Source organism: Rhodopseudomonas sp., assembly GCF_036404135.1.
Taxonomy (GTDB): domain Bacteria; phylum Pseudomonadota; class Alphaproteobacteria; order Rhizobiales; family Xanthobacteraceae; genus Rhodopseudomonas_A.
Genome location: NZ_DASWPE010000197.1, coordinates 53138 through 78494, shown reverse-complemented (window position 1 = coordinate 78494; position 25357 = coordinate 53138). Strand labels below are relative to the sequence as shown.

Annotated in this window: 27 protein-coding genes; 11 read left to right on the top strand and 16 right to left on the bottom strand. The window is 65.3% G+C overall.

The window, feature by feature from the left end; all coding sequences use genetic code 11:
- Nucleotides 1-13: 13 nt before the first annotated feature.
- From msrA to VGC77_RS21880, 3 genes are all read left to right on the top strand, one after another.
- A complete protein-coding gene (gene msrA, locus VGC77_RS21890; RefSeq protein WP_331173664.1) occupies nt 14-697 on the top strand; it encodes a peptide-methionine (S)-S-oxide reductase MsrA in 684 nt (227 codons plus the stop codon).
- A gap of 20 nt (nt 698-717) precedes the next feature.
- The gene (msrB, locus tag VGC77_RS21885) at nt 718-1131 is read left to right on the top strand and encodes a peptide-methionine (R)-S-oxide reductase MsrB (RefSeq protein WP_331173658.1); all 414 of its coding nucleotides are present in this window, start codon (nt 718-720) and stop codon (nt 1129-1131) included.
- 267 nt (nt 1132-1398) lie between these two features.
- Nucleotides 1399-1689 carry a hypothetical protein gene (locus tag VGC77_RS21880; RefSeq protein WP_331173657.1) on the top strand — a complete coding sequence of 97 codons (291 nt, stop codon included), beginning with the start codon at nt 1399-1401 and terminating at the stop codon, nt 1687-1689.
- A gap of 21 nt (nt 1690-1710) precedes the next feature.
- On the opposite strand, the gene VGC77_RS21875 is transcribed toward VGC77_RS21880, so the two are convergent.
- On the bottom strand, nt 1711-2229 hold the full coding sequence (locus tag VGC77_RS21875) for a DUF4112 domain-containing protein (RefSeq protein WP_331173656.1): 519 nt from the start codon (nt 2227-2229) through the stop codon (nt 1711-1713).
- 183 nt (nt 2230-2412) lie between these two features.
- On the bottom strand, nt 2413-2673 hold the full coding sequence (locus VGC77_RS21870) for a hypothetical protein (protein ID WP_331173655.1): 261 nt from the start codon (nt 2671-2673) through the stop codon (nt 2413-2415).
- 316 nt (nt 2674-2989) lie between these two features.
- Here VGC77_RS21870 and VGC77_RS21865 point away from each other — a divergent pair, with 316 nt between their 5' ends.
- Nucleotides 2990-3178, top strand: a complete 189-nt coding sequence (locus VGC77_RS21865; RefSeq protein ID WP_331173654.1) for a hypothetical protein — start codon at nt 2990-2992, stop codon at nt 3176-3178.
- Here VGC77_RS21865 and VGC77_RS21860 read toward each other — a convergent pair.
- Nucleotides 3137-4132: an alpha/beta hydrolase gene (locus VGC77_RS21860; RefSeq protein ID WP_331173653.1), complete on the bottom strand. Its 996-nt coding sequence runs from the start codon at nt 4130-4132 to the stop codon at nt 3137-3139. The genes VGC77_RS21865 and VGC77_RS21860 overlap by 42 nt on opposite strands.
- 220 nt (nt 4133-4352) lie before the next feature.
- On the opposite strand from VGC77_RS21860, the gene VGC77_RS21855 reads away from it, so the two are divergent.
- The 3 genes from VGC77_RS21855 to VGC77_RS21845 are packed head-to-tail and all read left to right on the top strand — an operon-like array spanning nt 4353 to nt 7532.
- Entirely contained in the window at nt 4353-5639 is a 1287-nt protein-coding gene (locus VGC77_RS21855; RefSeq protein ID WP_331173652.1) for an efflux RND transporter periplasmic adaptor subunit, read from the top strand.
- Nucleotides 5636-6862 carry an ABC transporter permease gene (locus tag VGC77_RS21850; RefSeq protein ID WP_331173651.1) on the top strand — a complete coding sequence of 409 codons (1227 nt, stop codon included), beginning with the start codon at nt 5636-5638 and terminating at the stop codon, nt 6860-6862. The genes VGC77_RS21855 and VGC77_RS21850 overlap by 4 nt, the downstream gene beginning before the upstream one ends.
- Nucleotides 6855-7532, top strand: coding sequence for an ABC transporter ATP-binding protein (locus tag VGC77_RS21845; RefSeq protein ID WP_331173650.1), 678 nt, complete (start codon nt 6855-6857; stop codon nt 7530-7532). Before VGC77_RS21850 ends, VGC77_RS21845 begins: the two co-directional genes overlap by 8 nt.
- Before the next feature lie 221 nt (nt 7533-7753).
- Here the strand turns inward: VGC77_RS21845 and VGC77_RS21840 are convergent, their stop codons facing one another.
- The 4 genes from VGC77_RS21840 to VGC77_RS21825 all read right to left on the bottom strand — a co-directional run bounded on the left by VGC77_RS21840 (nt 7754) and on the right by VGC77_RS21825 (nt 11230).
- A complete protein-coding gene (locus tag VGC77_RS21840; protein WP_331173649.1) occupies nt 7754-8134 on the bottom strand; it encodes a translational machinery protein in 381 nt (126 codons plus the stop codon).
- Between the two features lie 197 nt (nt 8135-8331).
- Nucleotides 8332-9351 carry an aldo/keto reductase gene (locus tag VGC77_RS21835; RefSeq protein ID WP_331173648.1) on the bottom strand — a complete coding sequence of 340 codons (1020 nt, stop codon included), beginning with the start codon at nt 9349-9351 and terminating at the stop codon, nt 8332-8334.
- Between the two features lie 124 nt (nt 9352-9475).
- A complete protein-coding gene (locus VGC77_RS21830; RefSeq protein ID WP_331173647.1) occupies nt 9476-9907 on the bottom strand; it encodes a heme-binding protein in 432 nt (143 codons plus the stop codon).
- A gap of 111 nt (nt 9908-10018) precedes the next feature.
- A complete protein-coding gene (locus VGC77_RS21825) occupies nt 10019-11230 on the bottom strand; it encodes a GGDEF domain-containing protein (RefSeq protein ID WP_331173646.1) in 1212 nt (403 codons plus the stop codon).
- A gap of 445 nt (nt 11231-11675) precedes the next feature.
- On the opposite strand from VGC77_RS21825, the gene queD reads away from it, so the two are divergent.
- On the top strand, nt 11676-12044 hold the full coding sequence (gene queD, locus VGC77_RS21820; RefSeq protein WP_331173645.1) for a 6-carboxytetrahydropterin synthase QueD: 369 nt from the start codon (nt 11676-11678) through the stop codon (nt 12042-12044).
- A gap of 33 nt (nt 12045-12077) precedes the next feature.
- On the opposite strand, the gene VGC77_RS21815 is transcribed toward queD, so the two are convergent.
- Both VGC77_RS21815 and VGC77_RS21810 read right to left on the bottom strand, forming a co-directional pair.
- On the bottom strand, nt 12078-12668 hold the full coding sequence (locus tag VGC77_RS21815) for a hemerythrin domain-containing protein (protein WP_331173644.1): 591 nt from the start codon (nt 12666-12668) through the stop codon (nt 12078-12080).
- A 173-nt stretch (nt 12669-12841) separates the two neighbouring features.
- Nucleotides 12842-15811 (bottom strand): heavy metal translocating P-type ATPase, encoded by a 2970-nt coding sequence (locus VGC77_RS21810; protein ID WP_331173643.1) that lies wholly within the window; start codon nt 15809-15811, stop codon nt 12842-12844.
- Nucleotides 15812-15859: 48 nt separating this feature from the next.
- Here VGC77_RS21810 and VGC77_RS21805 point away from each other — a divergent pair, with 48 nt between their 5' ends.
- Nucleotides 15860-16135 (top strand): metal-sensitive transcriptional regulator, encoded by a 276-nt coding sequence (locus VGC77_RS21805; RefSeq protein ID WP_331173642.1) that lies wholly within the window; start codon nt 15860-15862, stop codon nt 16133-16135.
- A 109-nt stretch (nt 16136-16244) separates the two neighbouring features.
- Here the strand turns inward: VGC77_RS21805 and VGC77_RS21800 are convergent, their stop codons facing one another.
- From VGC77_RS21800 to VGC77_RS21775, 6 genes are all read right to left on the bottom strand, one after another.
- Entirely contained in the window at nt 16245-16904 is a 660-nt protein-coding gene (locus VGC77_RS21800; RefSeq protein ID WP_331173641.1) for a hypothetical protein, read from the bottom strand.
- Nucleotides 16905-17012: 108 nt separating this feature from the next.
- Entirely contained in the window at nt 17013-17306 is a 294-nt protein-coding gene (locus VGC77_RS21795) for a preprotein translocase subunit YajC (protein ID WP_331173640.1), read from the bottom strand.
- Nucleotides 17307-17573: 267 nt separating this feature from the next.
- On the bottom strand, nt 17574-18923 hold the full coding sequence (gene hemN / locus VGC77_RS21790) for an oxygen-independent coproporphyrinogen III oxidase (RefSeq protein ID WP_331173639.1): 1350 nt from the start codon (nt 18921-18923) through the stop codon (nt 17574-17576).
- Between the two features lie 27 nt (nt 18924-18950).
- Nucleotides 18951-19742 carry a bacteriochlorophyll 4-vinyl reductase gene (gene bchJ, locus VGC77_RS21785; RefSeq protein ID WP_331173638.1) on the bottom strand — a complete coding sequence of 264 codons (792 nt, stop codon included), beginning with the start codon at nt 19740-19742 and terminating at the stop codon, nt 18951-18953.
- The gene (bchE, locus tag VGC77_RS21780) at nt 19714-21387 is read right to left on the bottom strand and encodes a magnesium-protoporphyrin IX monomethyl ester anaerobic oxidative cyclase (protein ID WP_331173637.1); all 1674 of its coding nucleotides are present in this window, start codon (nt 21385-21387) and stop codon (nt 19714-19716) included. Before bchE ends, bchJ begins: the two co-directional genes overlap by 29 nt.
- Nucleotides 21388-21609: 222 nt before the next feature.
- Nucleotides 21610-22041 (bottom strand): hypothetical protein, encoded by a 432-nt coding sequence (locus VGC77_RS21775; RefSeq protein WP_331173663.1) that lies wholly within the window; start codon nt 22039-22041, stop codon nt 21610-21612.
- Nucleotides 22042-22416: 375 nt separating this feature from the next.
- Between VGC77_RS21775 and VGC77_RS21770 the strand changes: the two genes are divergently transcribed.
- A complete protein-coding gene (locus tag VGC77_RS21770) occupies nt 22417-23157 on the top strand; it encodes a metallophosphoesterase family protein (RefSeq protein ID WP_331173636.1) in 741 nt (246 codons plus the stop codon).
- Nucleotides 23158-23159: 2 nt separating this feature from the next.
- Nucleotides 23160-24599 (top strand): bifunctional serine/threonine-protein kinase/universal stress protein, encoded by a 1440-nt coding sequence (locus tag VGC77_RS21765; protein ID WP_331173635.1) that lies wholly within the window; start codon nt 23160-23162, stop codon nt 24597-24599.
- Nucleotides 24600-24678: 79 nt separating this feature from the next.
- On the opposite strand, the gene VGC77_RS21760 is transcribed toward VGC77_RS21765, so the two are convergent.
- Nucleotides 24679-25329: a BON domain-containing protein gene (locus VGC77_RS21760; protein WP_331173662.1), complete on the bottom strand. Its 651-nt coding sequence runs from the start codon at nt 25327-25329 to the stop codon at nt 24679-24681.
- Nucleotides 25330-25357: the final 28 nt, after the last annotated feature.

Genomic DNA, 25357 nt, shown 5'->3' with positions numbered 1-25357 from the left:
ATTCACCCGACTGATGTTGGGTGCGGCCGCTGGTGCGCTGGCGGTGTGGTCGTTCGGGTTCGCGCAGGCCTCCGAGGACGCCGTGGTGGTTCCGCCGCCGGCGATAGACTTGCAGCCCGCCGAGGGCGTGCAGACCGCAGTGATTGCCGGCGGCTGCTTCTGGGGCGTGCAGGGGGTGTTTCAGCACACCGCCGGCGTGCTCAACGCGGTCTCCGGCTATGCCGGCGGCGGCAAAATGACCGCGAACTATACGGCGGTGTCGACCGGGGCGACCGGGCATGCCGAAGCCGTCGAGATCAAGTACGATCCGAAGCAGATCAGCTACGGCAAGATTCTGCAGATCTTCTTCTCGGTGGTGCACGACCCGACCGAGCTGAACCGGCAGGGACCGGATTCTGGCACGCAGTATCGTTCGGCGATCTTCACCAGCAATGACGAGCAGAAGAAGGTCGCCGAGGCCTATATCGCCCAGCTCGACGCCGCCAAACTTTTCAAGAAGCCGATCGTCACCAAGATCGGCGCGCTCGAGGGCTTTTATGCCGCGGAGGCGTATCATCAGGACTACCTGACGCTGCACCCGAACCAGCCCTATATTGCGTTCAACGATCTGCCGAAGATCGACAATCTGAAGAAGCTGTTCGCGCAGCAATATCTCGAAAAGCCGACGCTGGTGAGCAGCGCCAAAGCCACCAACTGATCGGCTCTGCAGGAGGATCGATGTCAGACACCACCACCAAGTCCGCCAAGATCGTCAAGCCCGACGCCGAATGGCGCAAGCAACTCACGCCGATGCAATACGCAGTGTTGCGCGAAAAGGCGACCGAGCGGCCGTTCACCGGCGACTACGAACACGACACCACCAAGGGCACCTATGTCTGCGCCGGCTGCGGCCAGACGCTGTTCGAATCCGACGCCAAATTCGACTCCGGCTGCGGCTGGCCGAGTTTCACCGCTCCGGCGGCGCCCGATCATGTCGACGAGGAGCGCGACGTTAGCCACGGCATGGTCCGCACCGAGGTATTGTGCGCGCAATGCTCCGGCCATCTCGGCCATGTGTTCGAAGACGGTCCGGGGCCGACGGGTCTGCGCTACTGCATCAATTCGGCGGCGCTGAAGTTGCAACCGAAGTAACGCACAACTCGATTTTCTCGGATTTTCGTCTGAGAGGCGCCGGCAAAAACCCCGCGGCAACGACCCATGCCGCTGGAATCAAACGGCTAATCGATGCGAACGCGGCGGCAAGGGCGGATTCATCATGCGCCCTCGCAGCAATAGCATTTCCGCGCAACGCGCCTATATTAGAGACCTGTCCAGAAATGATGTCGTTCGACCGCCGTCGGTCCGCTGACCTTGCATAACCGGGTCGTCATTTCCATCGTCTGAGAGGGGTCACTGACCATGGCTGCATTCAACTACAACACCGCCGCTGAGCTGTTTCCCGCGGCGATCCGCAAGAAGAAGCGCGCCGGCTTTGCCTATCGCCGCTTCGACACTGCTGCGGCCGCGGTGCAGTTCGCGATCGAGCAGCTGCCGGCGGATTCGCTGAACGGCGCCTATCTGCAAGTGGACGAAGCCCGCTTCGACCAGAGCGGCATCCGCACGCTGTATGAGAGCGAGTCGTTTCCGTTAGAGCGCCGTGCGCGGCCGGCCGAGACCGCCCCCAGCGACGCCGATCAGGACGCCGCGTAAAGCCATTCGGCGCAGCGCCGTCTAGCGCTGTTTGTCGATCCAGCGCCGCAGCAGCCGCATGTTGCGGATGTCGGCGCGGAACATGACGTCGAAGGCGTCGCCGAGCAGCGGCACGGCGCCGACCGCGCCGTCCAGCGCCACATTGCCGAGCATCCGCGCGGTGAGGTGCCATGGCGCGCCGAGTTCGCGGGCTTCGCGCACGATCCACAGCGAGATCGCCGTGGTGATGATGTCGCCGACCACCGGCACCAGGCCGATCAAGCCGTCGAGGCCGTAGCGGATCTTGGTGCCCGGCAGGATGAAGGCGACGTCGAGCAGTTTGGCCAGCGCTTCCAGCCGCGCCAGGCGTTGCGCGCGCGACAGCGGCGCAAATCCGTTGCCGCTCCAGCTTTGAAAATCAAATCCGCCGGTCTCGAACGACGCACGGCGCAGCGTCTCCAGCGGAATCTCGCGGCCGTCCTGGTCGATGATCGGCGCGCGCGGCGTGCGTCGCGCGTTCGAGGTCGGATGTGCGAAACTGTGCGGGTTCGAGACGGTCATGCGGAATACAACCGCGAACCCCGGCGCAAGTTGCGTCACCGCACACCGCTTTGTGTCGCATACCGGCGGCGGCCGAGCCATCGCGGCTCGCCGAGCCGCTCGGCCAGCTTCTTATTTTGACGCGTTGTCTTCAGGCGAACGGAGATCCACTTCGCTGGAAAACGCTATGGGTTTCGTCGGAGCCTAATTGCAGGGGTGCGGGCGGCCGTCCTGGCCGCGATAGGCCGCGGCACTCTGTTTGCACAGCGCGCTGAGCGGGCCGTCATAATAGGCGAACGGCTCCGGCCAGATCCCCGGTCCGTAATTGTGGCTGTAGTAATCCTGGGCGTGATGATGGTGGTGGCGGTGATGATGGCGCGGATGTTGGTGCGAACCGGCCAGTGCCGGAGCTGCGACCGCAACGGAGAGCAGCGCCACGGCGCCGATAAGCTTGAGGGATGTCACCAGAGACTCCGGTTCTACAAAGGGAACGACAGGGCGAATCTAGCACATCCGCCGACCGCTTGGCAGCTGTCCCCGGCGCCGACCTCGCAAGATTCCTAGAGCGTTTTCGAGCGAAGTGATCCCGGCTTCGCGTGAAGACAACGCGTCAAAATAACAATCCAGAGCTCCGGTTCTGACCCCAGCAGAACCGGAACAGCTCTGGCCGCCGGACTTTGCTATGAAAAGTCGAAAATGCCCGCGGATTTAGAAGATCGGATTCACCCTCGCTTCAACTCTCCAGGCAAGGCTTGCTGCATTGTCGATCGGAGTATTTACCATGTTCCTGGTTGCTTTGGTTTTGGCGGTTTCCGCCGGGGTGTTTTTCGGCGCAGGCAACAGCGCGCTGCCGTGGTCCAATGACATCTGCCGTTATGGCGACGTGTTGTGCCAGCATCCGTCGTGGGTCGGGATCCCGGCGGTGCTGTCACTGATCTGGGCATTCTTTCTCAGAGTCGACCGGCTCTGAGCGCCGCAGGGCGAGCCGCAGGATCTCGTAGCCGATCGCGGTGGCGTGGGCGTGATGCGCCATATGGCCGGCGCCGGCGAGGTGGACCAGTTGCGCCTGCGGCATCGCCGCCGCCAGCGCCTCGGCGTGGATCTTGGGCGGCACTACCGGGTCGGCATCGCCGGCAACGATCACCGTCGGCGTGGCGATCCCGCCATAGCGGGGCACCAGGCCGATCAACTGGTCGCGCAGCTCGGAATATTCCCGCAGGCTCGCCGAGAACCGCCGCGGCGTCAGCCCGAGCGTCAGGCGGCTGCGCGCGGCATAATCCGGCGGCGCCGGCTCGGGCCGGAACATGCGCTGCGTCAGCCTTGGCAGCATCGCCAGCGACAGCGGCAACAGCAGCGTAAAGGTGGCGAGCGGCCCGATCAGCAGCCCGGCGAGGCGCTGAAACCACGGCAGCCCCTTCGGCCGCGGATGCGTGGTCGGATTGATCAGCAGCAGCCCGGCGACGGCGTCGGGATCGTCGAGCGCGTAGCGCAGCGCGATCAGCCCGCCGAACGAATGCCCGACCACGACCAGCGGCCCGGCGCCGAGCTGCCGCACCAGCCCGCGCAGCAGCTTGACCTGATACTCCGCCGAGGCGACCGGCCCCGGTCCCGGCTCGCTAAAACCTTGCCCGGGCCGGTCCGGAATGATCACCCGCATCCGCTTCGACAACACGCCGCCGAGCGCCATCCGCATGTCGTCGAGGCAGAGATTGGCGCCGTGCAGCAGCAAGGCGGTCGGCGCGTCGCGGTCGCGATCTTGCGACGGCAGATCGACGACGTGGAGCCGCACGCCATCGACGGTGACGAAGCGGCCGCGCGGCGGGTTACGCGCTTCGATGATCCGGGTCAGGCCCCAGGAGACGGCGAGGGCGACGACCGCCGCCAGCACGACGAAGGTGACGAACGCGATCATCACCGAGATCATCAGATTACTCCGTCGCTATGCGGCATCCGCGTCGCCCAACGCAGCCTTGCCGAGATCGCCGCCGCCGCCAATTGGACCATGGTTGCGCGGCGCGCCGAGCAACCTTGCTCAGATCACCGAATGTTCACAAATACTTCTTTGCAATCAAGCTATTGATCCTTCGCAAAGGCGATTCTCGGATTCGGCGCTATCCCGCTCATCGAACCGGGGCGCACAGCCAATGGACATGACCACCGACACGTCCAGGGAGTCGACCAAGGCCACGCGGCGAACCGCTCCCGGCCGGCTGGCCCAGGCGCTGGCCGCGGCCTGGCAGCACAAATGGTCGGTGGCGGCGCTGATCCTGCTGTTCGGCGCCGCGCTGCTCGGCGCGCTCCGGCTGGTGCTCGGGCCCGAAGTGGTGGTGGCGCAGGTGGTGCGCGGCGACCTGGTGCAGACCGTGGTGGCCAGCGGCCACATCGAGACGCCATATCGGGTGGAGATCGCCAGCCAGATCACCGGCACCGTCGAGGACGTGCTGGTGCAGGAGGGCGAGCAGGTCAGGCAGGGCCAGAAGCTGGTGGTGATCGAGGCCTCGGAATTGCAGGCCGCGGTGGTGCAGACCGAGGGCGCGGTGGCGCAGGCCGAGGCGCGGCTTCGGCAATTGCAGGAATTGACCAAGCCCGCCGCCGACCAGGCGCTGATGCAGGCGCAGGCCAATCTGCTCAACGCCCAGGCGGCCTATGACCGGGCCTCGAAGCTCGCAGGCTCCGGCTACGGCACCCGCGCCACGCTCGACGACGCCACCAAGAATCTCGACGTCGCCCGAACCCAGGTGCGCACCGCCGAATTGCAGGTGTTCACCTCGAGCCCGACCGGCAGCGACTATGTGATGGCGGAGACGCAACTGGCGCAGGCCCGCGCCAATCTCAACACCGCGCGCGCCAGGCTGAACTACGCGACCATCGTGGCGCCGCGCGATGGCGTGCTGATCACCCGCAATGTCGAGCGCGGCATGGTGGCACAGCCCGGCAAGGCGATGCTGGTGCTGGCGCCGAAGGGCGACATCCAAGTGGTGGTGCAGATCGACGAGAAGAACCTCGGCCTGTTGACGCTCGGGCAAAAGGCGCTCGCTTCGGCCGATGCCTATCCCGACCAGCGTTTCGTCGCGTTGATCAGCTACATCAATCCCTCGGTCGATATCAACCGCGCCTCGGTGCAGATCAAGCTTCTGGTGCAGGATCCGCCGGACTATCTGCGGCAGGACATGACGGTGTCGGTCGACGTCGAGATCGCGCGGCGCGATGACGCCATCGTGGTGCCGGCGCGCGCGGTGCACGATCCTGGCTCAGCGACGCCGTGGGTGCTGAAGGCCAATTTCGGCCGCGCCCAGCAGCAGCCGGTCAGGCTGGGCCTGCGCGGCACCGGGCAATACGAGGTGCTGGGCGGCTTGCAGCCCGGCGACCTAGTGGTGCCGCTGACCTTGGGCGTGAAGGCCGGGCAGCGGATGCGGGCCGTATTGCCATGAAAAGCTGGCTGCCGTTCGAGTGGATCGCGGCGGTGCGGTTTCTGCTCGAAGGGCTGATGCAGACTCTGGTGATCCTCGCCGGCATCGCCATCGGGGTCGGCGTCATCGTCTTCATGTCGGCGATGCTGGCCGGGCTGCAGGCCAATTTCATCAAGCGGGTGCTGACCTCGCAGCCGCAGATCCAGCTGATCGCGCCGGACCAGGTGGCGCGGCCGCAGCGCTACGACAACGGCACCGTCGAGGCCGCGATCGTGCAGCGCCCGACCCAGCGGGTGCTGTCGATCGACCAATGGCCGAAGATCCGCGTCGAGATGCAGAACCGGCCCGACATCGTCACCGTGGCGCCGACCGTCGCCGGCTCCGGGCTGGCGCTGCGCGGCGACACCAACCGGGCGATCACGCTGACCGGCATCGACCCCGAGGTGTATTTCCGCATCGTGCGGCTGCCGGACTACATCGTCGCCGGCGACAGCCAGATCACCAGCGAGGGCATCCTGATCGGCACCGAACTCGCCAACGACCTCGGCGCCTCGCTCGGCGACAAGCTCAACGTCACCACCGCGACCGGCGGCAACCGCATCCTCACCATCAACGGCATCTTCGATCTCGGCAACAAGGGCGTCAACCAGCGCTCGACCTTCGTGGCGCTGCGCACCGCGCAAAGCCTGCTCGGGCTGATCGGCGGCGTCACCTCGCTCGACCTCACCGTCACCGACATCTACGCCGCCGAAACCATCGCGCGGGAAATCGCGGCGATGCTGCCGGTGCAGGCGGACAGTTGGATCAAGACCAACGCGCAGTTCTTCACCGCGGTGCAGGCACAGCAGAATTCCAACACGCTGATCCGCGCTTTCGTCGGGCTGTCGGTGGCATTCGGCATCGCCGCGGTGCTGATCGTCTCGGTGATCCAGCGCTCCAAGGACATCGGCATTCTGCGGGCGATGGGCACCAAGCGCGAGCAGATCCTGCGCGTGTTCCTGATCCAGGGCGGCATCCTCGGCTTTCTCGGCGCGCTGGTCGGCTCGGCGCTCGGCGCTTTCGCGCTGATCGTCTGGCACCGCTACGCGCGACAGGTCGACGGCAGCGAATTGTTTCCGCTGATCCTGGAAACCCGATTGTTCGTGATGTCCTCGGCGCTGGCCACGCTGACCGGCGTGGTGGCGGCGATCGCGCCGGCGTTGCGCGCGGCCAATCTCGATCCGGTGGTGGCGATCCGTGGCTGAAGTTCTCAGGCTCGAGCAGATCCGAAAATCCTACAATCTCGGCACCGCGGTCGAGACCGAGGTGCTGCACGGCATCGACCTTGCGATGCAGTCCGGCGACTTCCTGGCGCTGATGGGACCGTCCGGCTCCGGCAAGAGCACGCTGTTGAACATCATCGGGCTGTTAGATCGGCCGACCTCGGGACTGCTGGCGATCGACGGCGTCGACACCGGGACGCTCGGCGACGCGGCATTGACCCGGCTGCGCGGTGAGACCATCGGCTTCGTGTTCCAGTATCACTATCTGATCTCGGCGTTCACCGCCTGCGAGAACGTGATGATGCCGATGCTGGTCGACAAGGGCCATCCGGATGCCGAGATGCGCGGCCGCGCCGAGCAACTCTTGGATCGGGTGGGGCTGAGCCGCTGGCGCGACAACAACGCCACCAACATGTCGGGCGGCCAGCAGCAGCGTGTCGCCATCGCGCGGGCGCTGGCGATGGACCCCGATCTGGTGCTGGCGGATGAGCCGACCGGCAATCTCGATACCAAGTCGGCCGATGCGGTGTTCGAACTGATGCGGCAGATCAACCGCGAGCGCGGCACTACGTTTCTGATCGTCACCCACAATGACGACCTCGCCCAGCGCTGCGACCGCATCGTGACGGTGGTCGACGGCAAGGTGGCGTGAGGGCTGTTTGCGGCGTCGCGATCGACCTTGAAATCAGGCATTCCAGGCGTGATTGCGAGGACTCTTGATTGCGAAGAGCTCTTGCGACGAAGCAATCCAGGGCCACAGGCGCAGCCCCTGGATTGCTTCGCTTCTCGGCCGGCGCACTGCGCCGGCTTAGGCTGGCAATGACGACGTGGCTGACTTCCCTGCAAGCCGCGAGTCGTTCCAGACACGGCAAATCACACGATCTGCGGCGAGATCCGGTCGGTGACCTTGAGATATTTGCGGGCGAAGGCCACCACCTGGCCGTCGCTTGGGTGGTCGACGGTCTCGATCCCGGCGATGACGCCCTTCAGCTTCGGCTGGTGCTGCTCGATGTATTTGACGAAATCGGTTTTGGTATGCGCCGGGCCGAGCACCAGCACCGCGCCGGCGTCGGCGATCGCCTCGGCCGCGGCGTGGAAATAGGCGTGCTCGTCCTTGCTCGACTGCTGATGCACGTGCTTGGTCGGGTGGTCGGGGTGGATCACCAGCTTTTCGACCTCGCTCGGGTTGAAATGGAAGACCCGGGCTTCGCGGTGATCGATCCAGATCACAGCATGGAAATGGTGAGCGGTCATGGACTTATCCTTTCTGACGCAGCCCGATACCTGGCGAACTGGTATCATCAGGCTGCGGAGCAGAGCGGCCCATCAAGGCGCTCGTGCCGATTGATTTGCGTGGGTGAAAACGGCCCCGGACACCAAGCGGTTTCCGGGGCCAGACCCTTAGCCAATCAACTGCCGATTGTCACGCGCCCAACCGCACGGATAGCTGGTTAAATACTACCAGCCGTTCGGGCGCGGCGGCCTTCGATCGGGTAGGCCGGGTCGTTGTAGCCGGGCGTCGAGGGATGACCGCTGACCACCAGACCGTCGATCAGCGCTTCGTCCTCGGCGGTGAAGCGGTAGTCCAGCGCCTTGAGATAATCGTCCCATTGCGGCTCGGTGCGCGGGCCTGCGATCACCGAACTGACGAAGCCGCTGTTCAGCACCCAGGCCACCGCGAACTGCCCGGCGGTGATGCCGCGGGCTTCGGCGTGGCGGCGGATCTGCTGCGCCAGCTCCAGGGATTCCGGGCGCCATTCGGTCTGCATCATCCGGATGTCGTTGCGGCCGGCGCGGCTGTCCTTGTCGGGCGCGGCGTCGGGCAGATACTTGCCGGTCAGCACGCCGCGCGCCAGCGGGCTGTAGGGCACCACGCCGAGGCCGTAGAAGCCGCAGGCCGGCATCTGCTCGACCTCGGGCATCCGGTTCATCGCGTTGTAATAGGGCTGGCTGACCACGGGGCGGTCGATGCCGAGCCGGTCGCAGATATTGCAGATTTCGGCGATCCGCCAGGCGCGATGATTGGAGACGCCGAAGTAGCGGATCTTGCCGTCGCGGATCAGGTCGCCGAGCGCGCGCACGGTCTCGTCGAGCGGCGTCGCGTGATCCTCCTTGTGCAGATAGTAGATGTCGAGATGGTCGGTGCCGAGCCGCTTCAGGCTGTCTTCGGCGGCCTGCATCACCCAGCGCCGCGACAGCCCGCCGCGGTTGGGGCCTTCGCCCATCGGGTTGGCGAGCTTGGATGCCAGCACCCAATGCTGCCGATGCTTGGCGATGGCGCGGCCGACGATAGCTTCCGCGGCGCCACTGGAATAGGCGTCGGCGGTGTCGATGAAATTGATGCCGGCGCCGCGCGCCTTATCGATGATACGCACCGCGGTCGGCTCGTCGGTGGCGCCACCGAACATCATGGTCCCGAGACACAACGGAGAAATCTTCAGGCCGCTCCGGCCGAGGTGGCGATAGTCCATGTTCATTTTCCGATCACAGGCGAGGCGATCCGTCCCGCATAGCGCGTGCCATCCGGGCCGTCAAAGCAATGCGCCAATGCGAAAGCAGCGGAGCTCGCACCTGATCCTGGAAGTGAATCGCAGCCTATCCGGCGTTGGGCTTCAGCCCGACGGCCGCGATGCCGGCGATGGCGCAGGCCTCATCATTGTCGGAGGTGTCGCCGCTAATGCCGACCGCGCCCAGCAACGTCCCACTGTCGTCCTGGATCAGCACGCCGCCCGGCACCGGCACCAGCGCGCCGCGCGCCAGCGTGTTCACCGCGCCGACGAAATAGGCCTGCTCCTCGGCGCGCTTGAAGATCGCCCGCGAGCCGATGCCGAGCGCCAGCGCGCCATAGGCCTTGCCGTGCGCGATCTCGCCGCGCAACAGGCTGCTGCCGTCCTGCGCCGCCGACGCCTTGATGCAGCCGCGCGGGTCGAGCACGAACACCGCGAGCGGCTTCAGCTTGTTCTGGCTGGCCTGGGCGAGCGCGGCGTCGAGGATTTTTCGCGCGATGTCGAGCGTGAGGTCGGTCATGGCGTTTCCTTTACGGCAGGGGCAGGTTCAAAGCCCGGTGCAAACCCGCTGGGTCGTTGCTGTGTGGCATCCGGGATTCGGCTTGGCAAGGCAGCAAAGCCGGTGCAGGACTTACGCCGTCTTGCGCCACGGTGGCATCTGCTCGGGCGGGGCTTGCTCGGCGTGTTCGGCCGCCGGATCATAGACCGCGTGGCGGTTCTTGCCGGAGTTCTTGGCGGCGTACAGCGCATGGTCGGCGGCCGCGATCAGCCGTTCGGCGTCGACGCCGACCAGCTTCGTCCACTGCGCCACGCCGATCGAGACCGAGATGGTGATTGCAGTTCCTTCGCCGCTGCTGCGGCAGGCTTCCAGGATGCGGTGCGCGACCATCGCGCCCTCGCGCAGCGTGGTCGTCGGCAGCAGCACCGAGAATTCGTCGCCGCCGAGCCGCGCCAGCAGATCGCTGGGACGCAGGCAGCTCTGTGCGGTGCGGGTGAAGTTGCGCAGACAGGCGTCGCCAGTGCCGTGGCCGTAGCCGTCGTTGATCGCCTTGAAGCCGTCGAGGTCGATCGCCAGCAGCGCGAACGGCCCGCCAGTGCGCCGCGACAGCGCGCATTCCTCTGCCAGGCGCTGCAGCAATTGTCGGCGATTGGCGGCTCCGGTCAGCTCGTCCAGCATCGCGAGCTTGGCCACCTCGGCGCGCAGCCGGTCGATCGCCATCAACAGGAAACCAAAGCTCCATGTCATCGACAGGAAGGCGATCATCAGTCCCAACAGCGCCTGCACGGGATTGAAATTGACGAGCGAGAGTTCGCCGCCGATACCGAACAATGCCGCCAGCGCTCGGCCCACCAGCACCAGCATCATCAACGCGGCGATGAATCCGGTGACGCGCGAGCCGGGCGTGTTCTGACCATCCTTCCGCGAGATCAGATGTCTGATTGACATGCCCATCGGAACGACCACCGCGAACGACGCGATGATGATCCGCAGCTCCATATCGTCTTTGACGACGAGGAAATAAGTCAACGACACGGTGGTCAGCGTAATCATCGCGGCAGTGAGACGCCACGATGCCGGTCTGCCGTAAAATCGTTCGATGCCCATGGCTCCGAGGAAGCACGCCAGCGTAATCGTCATCGTGCTCGACAGCACCGGCAGCTGGGGTTCGGCAATCCCACGCAGCAGGCCGCAGGACGCTCCGACAGCAGCCAAGAAAGAACCCATCGCCCAGTAACGGGCCGCTACGAAATTCGGATAATTCCACGATACGTAGGTCCACACGAGTCCGAGTGATGTAGCATTCGCAATATACACGATCCATAACGTTGGAACGCTCAGCATCGGATGCCTCCTGCGCGCGTCGCACCGCTTCCGAGCGTTGTATTGCAAAGTCCCATGACCACTCCCAAAACCCATCATAAGTTGCGGGGTGAGGTTCTAAGGGACTCTCACCAAGCCCCGTACAATTACCGTGGTGGTTTTGAATTGATGAATCCAGCGTGTTGCAGTCATTGGGGAAGCCCAAGCAGGAGTTGTTTTCGTTACGGTGTTGTTAACCGTGGCGTCGCAGATTCGGTGTGGCGCCGCCGCGGACTCGGCGCAAGCCGAGGTTTTCCACCGCCGGATTGTTAACCATCCGGGGGCTTACCGCGCCGGCCGACAAGTCGCCGATCCGCGGGGCACTGCCGTTCCGCGGCGCACGGGGCTTCAAATGCGGCGCGCACTCCGATAGGGTCGCGCTGCAACGCCGCGCGCTGTCCGCGGCGTCCAACATTCCCGGAACGCAATGAAGATCACCCAAGCCTTCAGCTTCGAAGCTGCCCACCGTTTGCCGCATGTTCCGGCGCAGCATCGCTGCCACCGCATGCACGGGCACTCTTATCGAGTCGAACTGCAATTGCAGGGGCCGGTCGATGCCCATAGCGGCTTCGTGGTGGATTTTTTCGAGATCGAGGCGGCGTTCGGTCCGGTGCTGGCGAGCCTCGATCACTATTGCCTGAACGAGGTGAGCGGCCTGGAGAATCCGACCGCGGAAAACATCGCGCTGTGGATCTGGAGTCGCGTCAAGCCAGCGCTGCCGCAATTGTCGCGGGTCAAGGTGTTCGAGACCGCCGATTGCTGGGCCGAATACGATGGCGACGCGGCGTCAGCCTGAACGCCTGGCGTAAGGCGAACGCCGCAGCGCCTGTCAGCCCTGCGCCGGGCTCATCTTCAGCCGCTGTTCCTCGGTCTCCTTCTCCCAGCGCAGAATGGTGCTATGCAGGGTCTGGAACCTGGTTTCGACGGCGCCGTCGAACATCGGATCCTTGCGCTCGTCGGCCCGCGCATCGAGCTTGGCCCAGTCCGCCGCGGTCAGCGTCTCCAGCGCGGCCGGAAACAACAGCTGCTCTTCCTTGGCCATGTGGCGGCGCTGATGATCGATGAAGTCCTCCGCCGCGATGTGGACGGTCTGCCGCGGAATTTCCTGATCGGCGAGAATGTCGTCGACCATCTGTGAAAACCGGCGCAGCCGCTCGGCCTCGAGCCGATGCTCGGACTGGATGTCGCCGACCGCGGCGGCCACCGCCGGATTGCGCTGCTTCAGAACATCGAACACCACATCCTCTTTGGGGTGGTGGCAGCGATCGGGGAACTCCTGGAAATACTGGATGATCGCCTGAAAGATCTCGTAATCCGGCCGCTCGCGGCGATCGAACACCTTCAGCTCCTGCTCGAGCACGTTGAGCAGCCTGGCGATGTTGCGATGCTCTTCCTGCAGAATTTCGATCATTTTGGACATCGACCGACCTCGACTCGCAGCTGTCTGATGAAAGAGAATGCGATAATGGCAGATTTGACCGGACCATGCATATCATTGGCCGGGCTGCATGCAAGATAGTGCCAAACCGCTCTTGATCCTTGCGTTAAATCAAAATCGATTTGCAGTGCAGCAAGGCGCTGAGCAGGACGCGCTTACAGCCGCGCGGCGCGCAGCCGCAACGCGTTGCCGATCACGCTCACCGAGGACAGCGACATCGCCGCCGCGGCGATGATCGGCGACAGCAACAATCCGAAACTCGGATAGAGAATGCCGGCGGCGATTGGAATCCCGGCGCCATTATAGACGAAGGCGAAGAACAGGTTCTGCCTGATGTTGCGCATCGTCGCCTGCGACAGCTTGCGCGCGCGGACGATGCCGCCGAGATCGCCCTTCACCAGGGTGATGCCGGCGCTTTCCATCGCCACATCGGTTCCGGTTCCCATGGCGATGCCGACGTCGGCGGCGGCGAGCGCCGGGGCGTCGTTGACGCCGTCGCCGGCCATCGCCACGATCCGCCCGGCGCGGCGCAGTCTGTCGACCACGGCGCTTTTCTGCTCCGGCAGCACTTCGGCTTCGACCTCGGCGATGCCGAGCTTGCGCGCCACCGCCTCAGCGGTGGTGCGGTTGTCGCCGCTCAGCATGATCACCTTGATGCCTTCGGCAGCCATCGCCTGCAACGCCTGCGGCGTCGACGGCTTGATCGGGTCGGCGATCGCGAACAGCCCGGCGAGTTGGCCGTCGATCGCGACATTGATCACGGTGGCGCCGTCGCCGCGCAACTGCTCGGCACGGGCATCGAGCGCACGGGTTGCGACGCCGGCTGCGCTCAGCAAGGCAGCGTTGCCGAGCAGCACGGTCCTGCCGTCGACGCGTCCGGTGGCGCCCTTGCCGCTCGGCGCGGCGAAATCCGCGACCGGGGAGAGTTCGATCTGCCGCTCCTTGGCGGCGCGCAGGATGGCGTCGGCCAGCGGGTGTTCGCTCGCGCGCTCGACGCTGGCGGCGAGCCGCAGCAGCGTGGCCTCGTCGAAGCCGTCGGCGGCGGCGATCGCCACCACGCTCGGCTTGCCTTCGGTCAGCGTTCCGGTCTTGTCGATCACCAACGTGTCGACCTTTTCCATCCGCTCCAGCGCTTCGGCATTGCGGATCAGCACGCCGGCCTGCGCGCCGCGGCCGACGCCGACCATGATCGACATCGGGGTGGCGAGGCCGAGCGCGCAGGGGCAGGCGATGATCAGCACGCTGACGGCTGCGACCAGCGCGTAGCTCAGCCGCGGCTCGGGGCCGAACGCCGACCAGGCGAAGAACGCGGTGATCGCCACCGCGATCACCATCGGCACGAACCAGCCGGCGACCTGATCGGCCACCCGCTGGATCGGTGCCCGCGAGCGCTGCGCCTGCGCCACCATCTGCACGATGCGCGACAGCACGGTGTCGCGGCCGACCTGCTCGGCGCGCATCACGAAGCCGCCGGACTGGCTGAGCGTGCCGGCGATCACCTTGTCGCCCGCCTCGCGCACGACCGGCAGCGATTCGCCGGTGACCAGCGATTCATCGAGCGTGGCGCGGCCTTGCAATATCACGCCGTCGACCGGGAGCTTCTCGCCGGGCCGCACGCGGATGCTGTCGCCGACCGCGAGCACGTCGATCTCGACCTCGTGGTCGACGCCGGCTTGGTCGATGCGGCGCGCGGTGCGCGGCGCGAGGCCGAGCAGCGCCTTGATCGCGCCCGAGGTGGCCTCGCGGGCGCGCAGCTCCAGCACCTGGCCGAGCAGCACCAGCACGGTGATCACCGCGGCTGCTTCGAAATACACCGGCACCGCGCCACCATGGCTGCGGAACGCCTGCGGAAACGCCTGCGGCGCCAGCGTGCCGGCGAGGCTGTAGAGATAGGCCACGCCGGTGCCCATTGCGACCAGCGTGAACATGTTGAGGTTGCGGGTGATCAGCGACTGCACGCCGCGCACGAAGAACGGCCAGCCGGCCCACACCACCACCGGCGTCGCCAGCGCGAACTGAATCCAGTTCGACAGCGTCGCATCGACCCAATGATGCGCGCCGGCGAGATGGCCGCCCATCTCCAGCACCACCACCGGCAGCGAAAGCGCGAGGCCAATCCAGAACCGCCGCGTCATGTCGACGAGTTCGGCGTTCGGCGCGGCGTCGAGCGAAACCAGTTCGGGCTCCAGCGCCATGCCGCAGATCGGGCAACTGCCCGGGCCGACCTGGCGGATCTGCGGATCCATCGGGCAGGTGTAGATGGTGCCTTCCGGCACCGCGGGCTGCGGCTTGGCTTTGGTCTTGTCGAGATAGCTCTCCGGATCGGCGGCGAATTTGCCGCGGCAATTGGCAGCGCAGAAATGATAGGTTGTGCCTTGGTACTCGAAGCGGTGCTGGCTGGTTGCCGGATCGACGCTCATGCCGCACACCGGATCGATCGCCTGAGCGGCAACCGGCGCGGCATGCTGCGCGTGATCGTGGCCGGCGTGATGATGGCCGGCATGATCATGCGATTCGCCGCAGCAGGACGAAGCCGCGGCGGTTTTCGCGTCGTGTTGCTTCGCCAGATAGCTCTCCGGATCGGCGGCGAATTTGGTGCGGCAGCCGTTGCAGCAGAAGTGATAGGTGGTGCCTTGATAGTCGAACGTCGGCTTGCCGATGCTGGTGTCGACACTCATGCCGCACACCGGATCGATCGCCTGAGCGGCAACCGGCGCGGCATGCTGCGCGTGATCGTGGCCGGCGTGATCGTGGCCGGCATGGTCATGCGCGCCGCCGCAGCAGGACGAAGCCGCGGCGCCGGCGGCGTCGCGCTGCTTGGCGAGATAGCTCTCCGGATCGGCGGCGAATTTGCCGCGGCAGCCGTTGCAGCAGAAATGATAGGTGGTGCCGTGATAGTCGAACGTCGGCTTGCCGATGCTGGTGTCTACCCTCATGCCGCACACCGGATCGATCGCTTTGGCCGGCGTGTCGCGATGCTGTTGCGTGAGGTCGGTGAGTTGAACGAGGTCCGGCCGTGACGCCGGGGCGGGCGGATGCGCCTCGCCGGCGGTTTCTTCGGCTCCAACCTTGCCGCCGCAACAACTGCGGCCCTGTTCGATCGCGCCGTCGTCCGCTTTGGTCATCGCCGTCCCGTCCTTGCAACATATACCCTGCAGGGGTATATAGACGCGATGCGCAAGGACATCAAGACATCATGCCGGAAACGCCTCAGCCGGATCGAGGGGCAGGTCCGCGGGCTGGCGAAGATGGTCGACGACGATCGCTACTGCATCGACATCGTCACCCAGATCTCGGCGGTGCGCGCGGCGTTGCGAAGGCTCGAGGAAGAGATTTTGAAGGATCACGTCTCGCATTGCGTCGAGCACGCCATCGCCAGCGGCGACAAGGCCGACCAGCGCCAGAAGATCCTCGAACTGATGGCGGTGATCGGCCGCGCCGACCGCTGAGCGGTTAGAGCGTTTTCCAGCGAAGTGGATGCCGGTTCGCGTGAAGAAAACGCGTCAGAACAAGAATCTAGAGCTATTCCGGTTCTGATAGGTCAGAACCGGAATAGCTCTAGCTGCGTTTGGTCTTGTTCGGCGGCGCGCCGAACAGCGACTTCTTCAGGCTGGAGACCCCGGTGGCAAGCCGCGACCAGCCGCAGGACAGCGCGTCATCCTGGCAGGCGTTGGGCCGAGCCCGGGAGGCGGGCGCGGCGCGGCTCGCGGCCAAGCGCGGCACCGGCTTTGCCCGGTCGGATGCCGGCTTGGCGGACGCGGTGGCGGCCTTGTCTCCTTGCGCCTTGAGCGATGGCGCGCTCGGCGCGGGCGGCGGCCCGCCCGGCTTGGCCTCGGTCAATTCGCGCTGCTTCTGCGCGAACGCCGCGGCGATGATGCTGCGGCGTTGCTCGTCGAGGAAGGCGGTGTAGTGCTGGTCGAACTGGCGCTGCTCTTCGGCGGTCGGGTTCGGCCCGGCGATGTCGAAGTGCTTGTCCTGCATGAAGTCGTAATAGGTGTAGCCGCCGCCGGGCTTACGCCGCCCGGCGAACTTCGCGTCGCATTGGGTGATGAGTTCGGCGCGGGCTTCCTTGCTGGCGCCGGTGTTTTCAGCGCGCTCGGCGCAATCTTCGAAATCCGCCGGAGCGCGTGACCACCATTGCGCCTGCGCGGCCGCGGGCAGCGCGACGGCGCCGAGCCCGATGGCGAGCAGCAGACTGTGCTGATTGATCCTGGTCACGGCGCGCTCCGAACGACGCGCCGAGTCTGCCTGATATTCCGCGGATGTCACCCCCGGATCGTCGGATTCCACCGATTCCAGCCGTCGCCCAGCGCGGCGTGGCGCGGATCAGGCCGCGGGCTGCACCTGCACTTCGTCGGCGTGGTCGAGCGTGGAAAGCTTGGCGGTCGACTTGCCGCGGCATGACCACGAGATCAGCGCTTCGTCGTCGACGATCGACAGGATGATGCCGGTGACGCTGCCGTGGATGCAGGTCACCTGATCGCCGACCGAGAAGGTCTCTTCCGACAGCGCGGCTTCCAGCGCGGCGCGAAGGCAGGCTGCGTCGGTGCCGCCGCTGCCGCGATACGCCGCCATTGCCTTGGCGAGCATCTCATCAGTGACTTTGATCTTGGTCGTCATGGTCAACCTCGATGGCCTGGCACGTCGGCAAGCCGTAACCGGAAACCTGAGCCCGGCTGGCTTAACGATCCCCTGATGCAAAATGCGGCTGCGCGTTCCAGAGGCAATTCGACTTTCGGCGGCTGAATGTTACCGCCGACCACCTATTGCGCCAAAAGTCGCGGTCGGGCTTGAGCTGAATCAAAAAAGCCGCCGAAATCGGCGGCTTCTTCGGGGATCTTGGGGCCGCCCCGGGCGTGGTCGGGGCGGCGGGACGCGGTGATGAGGTCAGACCGCGATCGAATGGCGGACCGAGGAGTTGCGTAAATAAGTGTCAAACACCGCGGCGACCACGCGCGCCAGCGGCTCGCCGGCGGGGGTGAGCGTCAGGCTGCCGTTGCTGCAGGTCAGCACGCCGTCCTTCTGCAGCTCTGCGATCGCTTCGCGTTCGCCGTCATACCAATCCTCGGCGACGCCGAAGACCCGCCCGGCGGCGTTGAGGTCGACCTTGCCGTCGCACATCACCCGCTCGATGACATGGGCGCGCAGGTCGTCCTGGCCCTTGAAGGCGTGGCCGCGGGCGATCGGCAGCTTGCCGGCCGCCACTGCCCGCATCCAGGCGCCGGTCTCGCTGATGTTCTGCACATAGCCCGACGGGGTGCGGCCGATTGAGGTGGCGCCGATGCCGATCAGGGTCGGCGAGGCGTCGGCGGTGTAGCCCTGGAAGTTGCGGTGCAGTTCGCCGGTCTGGGCGGCCACCGCGAGCGAATCGCCGGGCCGCGCAAAATGGTCGATGCCGATCCGCACATAGCCGCCCTTGACCAGCGCCTCGGCGGCGGCGCGGGCCTGCTCGGCGCGCTGCGCCGGTTGCGGCAGCGACTCGTCGGGAATCATCCGCTGGTTCTTGGCGACCCACGGCACGTGGGCGTAGCCGAACAGCGCGACGCGGTCCGGCCGCATCTCGACGCATTGCTCGACGGTGCGGCGCAGGTCGGCCGCGGTCTGGTAGGGCAGCCCGTAGATCAGGTCGAAATTCAGCCTGTTGACGCCGACTGCGCGGAAGCGGTCCATCGCGTGCTTGACCATGTCGGGCGGCTGGATCCGGTTGATCGCGGCCTGCACCTTGGGGTCGAACTCCTGCACTCCGAAACTGGCGCGGGTGAAGCCGATGGCGCCGATCTTGTCGACCATCTCGTCGGTCAAAGTGCGCGGATCGCTCTCGATCGCCAGTTCGGCACCGTCGACCAGGCGGAACCGATCGGCCACCAGCGCCATCACCGCGGCGAGATCGTCGGGCTCCAGCACCGTCGGGGTGCCGCCGCCAAAATGCACGTGACCGACCGGCATCCGGCCCGGCATCGCGCTGGCCAGAAGGTCGATCTCGTCGAGCAGATGCTGCAGATAGGTGGCAACCGGCTCATAGCGCGCCGCGAGCTTCATGTTGCAGCCGCAGTACCAGCACATCTGCTTGCAGAACGGCACGTGCAGATACAGCGAGATCGGCTCGTCGAGGTCGAGCTGCGCCAGCCAGCCGCGATAGACGGATTCGGGAAACTCGGCGGCGAAATGCGGCGCGGTGGGATAGCTGGTGTAGCGCGGCACCGAACTCTTGGCGTATTTTTCCAAAGCAGATGTCATCTGATGTGTCTTTCAAATCGCCCGCGATCAGCGGGCTTTCGACGAAATGACATGTCCGGCGCGTGGGCCGCTGTCGGGCGAAACAGGTTCGGCAGGATCGGCGCAACCGCCGCAGCAGGTCTCGGTGGCCGCGTCGCTCGCGGCGGCCTTCGCGCAGGATCGCTCCGGGACGGCTTTCCAGTCGACCACGAAGCGGCAACAGCCGTCGCCATGAGCCCCGCAGGCGATCTCGACGGCGCGTGCCCTGGGCGACACCAGAACCTGAAACAGCCGCTGAAACACCGCCGCGTGCCAGACGCAGACCGGCGTATCGGCGTGCTCGCCGGCGCAGATCGGGTTGTCGGCGATTTCCAATACCACATTGCGGCCGACCTCGCCGGAAAACCCACCGGAACCCGCGAAGGTCCAGGAATGCGCCGCGATCGCCTTCACCAGCATCCGCGCCGCCAGCGGCGCCGGCAACAGCTTCAGGATCGTTTGCGCAAACTTCGGAATCCGGTTGGCGAGGATATAATCGCCGGTCCGCAGTCCCGCATCGGTCAACACCGCAGCCGCCTGGCCGGCCGGCAACAGCCGGCGTACCGCCTGATGAATCGCGGCCACCGGGCGTTCGTCGACCATTTCACCGGGCGGCCGCGCCAGCCACTCGCTGGCGCCCGCCGCGGCGAAGATCTGCCTTGCCGGGTCATCCAATCCAGCCGCGGTCAGCGCCTGGATCAGTTGGATCACCGCATTCGGGCCGATCCTCGCCGCATGATCGGCATGCGGCGAAGTCGGAACGAGCGCGGGCTTAATGGCGGCTGACTGCGCCGGCGCCATCGGCTTTGTCCAGTACCTTGGCTTGCAGGGCCGCGCATTCGGCGTCTTCCGCCATCTGCTCGGTGCCGCCGCCGCAGGCCGAGACGATGGCCGGCGGGGTCGCCTTGCGCGAGCGGTCGGCGTTGGCCTCCCAGTCCGCGGTCTGGCCGAACGCCTTGGAGCGCGTGGTGTCGAAGTGGAAGTCGACCTTCTTCTTCGACTGCGGACCCCAATAGCCGACCCGGCCGAGATCGTAGAACTTCCGTTCGAAGCCGGACTTCAGGAACGCCTTCAGGCAGCCCAGCAGATAGCGTCGCCGCCGCCCGGTGCCCGACCACGGATAGGAGAAGAACGCCTTGTACATGTAGAACCGGCGATAATTGTTCATCACCCGGTCGAGCAATTCGCCGCGCTCCATCGCCGCCGGCTTCAGGATCGGGGTGACGAAGTTGTACTTGTCGAAGTCGAACACCTCGACCTTGTCGCTCAGTTCCTTGAACAGCGGCGTGAACGGCCACGGCGTGTACATCGACCAGTTGGCGAGGTCGGGCTTCCAGTCCATCGCCATGCGGTAGGTTTCTTCCAGCGTCTCCGGGGTCTCGCTATCGAGACCGACGATGAACTGGGCCTCGCAGACGATGCCGGCTTCGCGCAACAGACGGATCGCCTTCTTGTTGTCGGCGATCTTGGTTTCCTTGTTGAACAGGTCAAGCTTGAGCTGAGCTGCGGCTTCGGTGCCGAGCGAGACGTGCATCAGGCCCGCCTCATTGTAGAACTTCAACAGCTTCTCATCGCGCAGAATGTCGGTGACGCGGGTGTTGATGCCCCACTGCACCTTCTTGTTCAGGCCGCGCGCGATCAGCTCTTCGCAGAACTGGATGAACTTCTTGCGGTTGATGGTGGGCTCTTCGTCGGCGAGGATGAAGAAGCCGACTTGGTACTTGTTGACCAACTCCTCGATCTCGTCGACCACCTTCTTGGGATCGCGGACCCGGTAATCGCGCCAGAACTTCCACTGCGAACAGAACGAACAGGTGAACGGGCAGCCGCGCGCCATGTTCGGGATCGCCACCCGGGTGTTCATCGGGATGTACTTGTACATCTCCCACTTCAGGATGCCCCAGTCCGGGCTGATGCCGTCGAGGTCCTTGATGGTGGGGGCGGCGGCGGTGGCGACCACCTGGGCGCCTTCCGCGGTCTGTTCGGTGAAGGCGATGCCCTTGATGTCGTTGCGGTTGGCCGGCCACTGGCCGCTCTCCACCGCGCGCGCCAAATCGATCAGGATTTCTTCGCCTTCGCCGCGCACCACGACGTCGACCCACGGCGCTTCGGTCAGCACCTGCTGGAACATGAAGGTGGCGTGCACACCGCCCAGCATGGTGACGCAATCCGGGTGAGCCTGCTTGGCGATCTGCAGCGTGTGCTCGGCTTTGTAGATCGACGGCGTGATCGAGGTGCAGCCGACCAGGTCCGGCTTCTCCTCGGCGAGAATGGCCGCGAGGTCTTCGTCGGAGATGTTTTCGGTCATCGCATCGATGAAGCGGAAGTCGGTGAAGCCGTTCGACTTCAGTGCGCCGGCGAGATAGGCCGCCCATGCCGGCGGCCAGTTTCCTGCGATTTCGGCGCCGCCAGAATGATAATTCGGATGAATGAGAATAATGCGCACTGACTCTCTCCCGTCATTGTCAAGAAAGGATGACATATTGGCTGTCAGTTAAGTTTGACGCAGATCAAACGACTGGTGCACGAGTAATGGATTTGCCCTGCGCAATCCGAGCTTTGCGATGTTGACGGGCGTCGTCCGCTTGCACAACTGCGTCGCTGCACCTCATCAACGGCGATGACAATTCGCCATTGGTCGCGATCAGATTTGCGGACGCGATCGCGATCAGGATTCGCAGTTGAATTTGTCGTCGTGCTGGAGCGCATCCAGCGCCTGGACGTTCAGGCAATAGCGCTGATAGGCCGGCACCAGCGTGCCGGCGGCGATGTCGGAATCGCATTCGCGCTTGTGCTCGCACAATGCGCAGGCGCGGCGCAGGTCATTCAAAAGCATCGGTTCTTTTTCGGCCAGTGCGCGAATGCTGATGCGCAGCGCCTCCAGCAGGCAGGGCAATTCCTTGGCGTTGCTGCCCTTGGTCGCCAGCGCGCGTAGCTCCTTCGGGGAGAGGCCGAGATCCTTAACCATGTTGGCCATGGCGCGGCCGAACGCTTCCAGCTCTTTCGGGCTCGCTGCGATTTCTTCCCATTCCCGGACTACATCGGCAACGTCGCTGGGAACGGGTGTGGCCCTCAGTCTTCTGTTGCTTGACGAAGTCATGGACGCCTCCAACTCAACTTTTCTTGATGCTGTCATATCTCCAACCCTGGCCGCTTGCGCCAGATCAAGAATCCTATTGCGTTGCACTGTCGAAGCTCCGAGCGGAGGTGGCCTGCGCGTGCCGGCGGGCGGCCCGCCGACCGCGGCCCCGGGGTGCGGGCGGGCTTCGATCGCCGGCCTTGCCACGCGCAAAACTTGGCCTGGCGCGCGGGCGCCATGGTAAGGAGCGGGTGGGGTCGGTCGCGGGCGAATGACGCGCTTGGGGACGGCGCGCGCTTCATCGCGGCTTGACCGTCGGGCGCGGGCCTTGCTCTTTGACAAGAATCAACGCCAGCTTTTCGCGGCCAATCACTCTGACCCGGGGGGAGATGTTCTGTGCTGATCGCGCTGTTCGCTGACATTCACGCCAATCGGCAGGCCTTCGAGGTGTGTCTTGCGCAAGCGCGCGAGGCCGGCGCCGAGCAGATCGTGCTGCTGGGCGATTTTGTCGGCTATGGCGCCGATCCGGATTGGGTGGTGCGCACCGTGACCGATCTGGTCGGCGAGGGCGCCGTGGCGGTGATGGGCAATCACGATTGCGCGGTGGGAAATCCGAAGGTGCAACTCAACGCCCAGGCCCAGGCGGCGATGGAATGGACCCGCGGCGAGCTCGGGCTGCCGCAGCGGCAGTTTCTCGCAGCACTGCCGATGAAGCAGGAGCAGCATAGCCGGCTCTATGTGCATGCCGATGCCAGCCGGCCGGAAAACTGGATCTACGTCACCGATTCCAGCGGCGCCTCGCGCAGCATGCAGTCGACTTTCGCCCACGTCACCTTTTGCGGCCATGTCCACAGGCCGGCGCTGTATTCGCTGTCGGTCACCGGCAAGATGACCTCGTTCGTGCCGACCAGCGGCGCGCCGATCCAGCTGTTGCCGGGCCGGCAATGGCTGGTGGTGCTGGGCTCGGTCGGCCAGCCGCGCGACGGCAACCCCGCCGCCGCCTATGCGATGTTCAACACCGAGACCCGCGAGATCACCTATTGCCGCGCGCCCTATGACGTCGAGCAGGCCGCGGCAAGGATCCGCCACAACGGGTTGCCGCCCTCGCTCGCCGAACGGCTGTTGGTGGGGAAATAACCATGACCGGCGTCCCGCTCGAACCCGGCTCGACGATCGACGGATTTCGGATTGAGGAGCGCATCCATCAGGGCGGCATGGCGACGCTGCTCACCGTCAGCCGTCCCGGCGCGACCATGCCGATGGTGATGAAACTGCCGAAGATCGGCGAGGGCGAGGACCCGGCCGCGATCGTCAGCTTCGAGATGGAGCAGATGATCATGCCGCGGCTGTCCGGGGTCCACGTCCCGGCCTTCGTCGCCGCAGGCGACTTTTCGGTGCAGCCCTACATCGTGATGGAGCGGATCGCCGGCAAGGCGCTGCTGTCGCGGCTGCCCGATTTGCCGCTGCCCTATGCCGACGCCGCCGAAATCGCCGCGCGGATCGCAGCCGCGCTGGCCGATCTGCATCGCCAGCACGTCATCCACCACGACATCAAGCCCAGCAACATCATGTTCCGGCCGTCCGGCGAGGCGGTGGTGCTGGACTATGGTCTGGCCTGCAGCGATCTCTTGCCCGACCTGATGCAGGAGGAATTCCGGCTGCCGTTCGGCACCGCGCCCTATATGGCGCCGGAGCGGCTGCTCGGGGTGCGCGACGATCCGCGCAGCGACCTGTTCGCGCTCGGCGTGCTGTTGTATTTCTTCACCACGGGGGTGCGGCCGTTCGGCGAAACCGAGACCATGTACGGCATGCGCCGCCGGCTGTGGCGCGATCCGGTGCCGCCGCGCCAGCTGAAGCCGGACTATCCGTTGTGGCTGCAGGAGATCGTGTTGCGCTGCCTGGAGATCGAGCCGGCGTGGCGGCATCCGACCGCGGCGCAGCTGGTGTTCGATCTGACCCATCCTGCCGAGGTCAAGCTCACCGCGCGCTCGGAAAAGCTGAAGCGCGACCCCTGGAGCACGGCGTTGCGCCGCCGCTTCAACCCGGACCTCAAGCAGCCGCGGCCCAAGGCCTCGCTGGCCGACGAACTGGCCGCGGCGCCGATCGTCGCGGTGGCGATCGATCTCGCCGAAGGCTCCACCGCGCTCAACGACGAACTGCGCAGCACCGCCGAACGCATCCTGGCGACGCTGCCGTCGGCTCGGCTGGCCTGTCTCAACGTGCTGAAGCTCGGCCGCATCACCATCGACAAGACGCTCGACGAGCACGGCCACAACAAGCACGTCGACCGTCTGGTGGCGTTGCGAAACTGGGCGGAGCCGCTGAAACTCGCCGACAACCGCTTGACCGCGCATGTGCTCGAAGCCATCGATCCGGCCGCGGCGATTCTCGACTTCGTGCAGGCCAGCCACGTCAACCACGTGCTGATCGGCGCAAGGCGCAATTCGGCGTTGCGCAAATTGCTCGGCAGCGTCTCGGCCAAGGTTGCGGCGGAAGCGCCGTGTACGGTCACGGTGGTGCGGCGGGCGTCCGGCGAGAAGCCGGTCCGCGCAGCGGTCGAGAACGAGGAGGTGTCGTGAGCGTTGCGGGTGAGGTGGCGTTGCGGATGAGGTGAGGCGTTGCGCTGACGTGAAACGTTGCGGGCAGCGCGGTGGGATCTCAGCAGATCATCAAACGGTCATCGACCGATGCTACGCCGGGTGTCGACCACGCGGCGTTCTGCACCGCGCGCCGTTCGTCCCAGGTGTCGACGCTGCCCTCCAACACTACCGTGTTGCCGTCCTGCACGGTCACGCGAATCGCCTTCGCCCCGATCTCCGCATGACGTTTGAGCGCCGACTCGATCTTGTCTCTGATGCTGGAGGTATCGACGTTGGGATTGTTGATGGCGATCAGATTGGTGACGCCCTGCACGCCGGACAATTTGCGCACGTCGTCTTCCGCGGCAGTGCGCTCGTAATGCCAGTCGACATTGCCGGTCAGCGTGATCCATCCGTCCTTGACCTGGACCTCGACCGCATTGGCGGGAACCAGAACGTCCCAGTCGAGAATGTCGGAGGCGCGTTGCGCGATCTGATCGTCGGCGGTGCGATCGAACGGATAGCGCACCTCGATGCTCTCGCTGAGCGAGCGCACGCCCTTGACCCGGCGGGTTGCCGCAATAGCGGCCAATTTCTCTGCGTAGCTGTTGACGTAGCCGCTGAGGGTGACCACGTTGTTGTCCACCACAATGCCAATATGTCCGCTGTTGAAGCTCGGGTCGAAATCAAACTCGTCAAGAATATGCTGACGCAGCTCGGAATCGGTCATGATTGGCCTCTGGAGTGGGCAGGTCTCA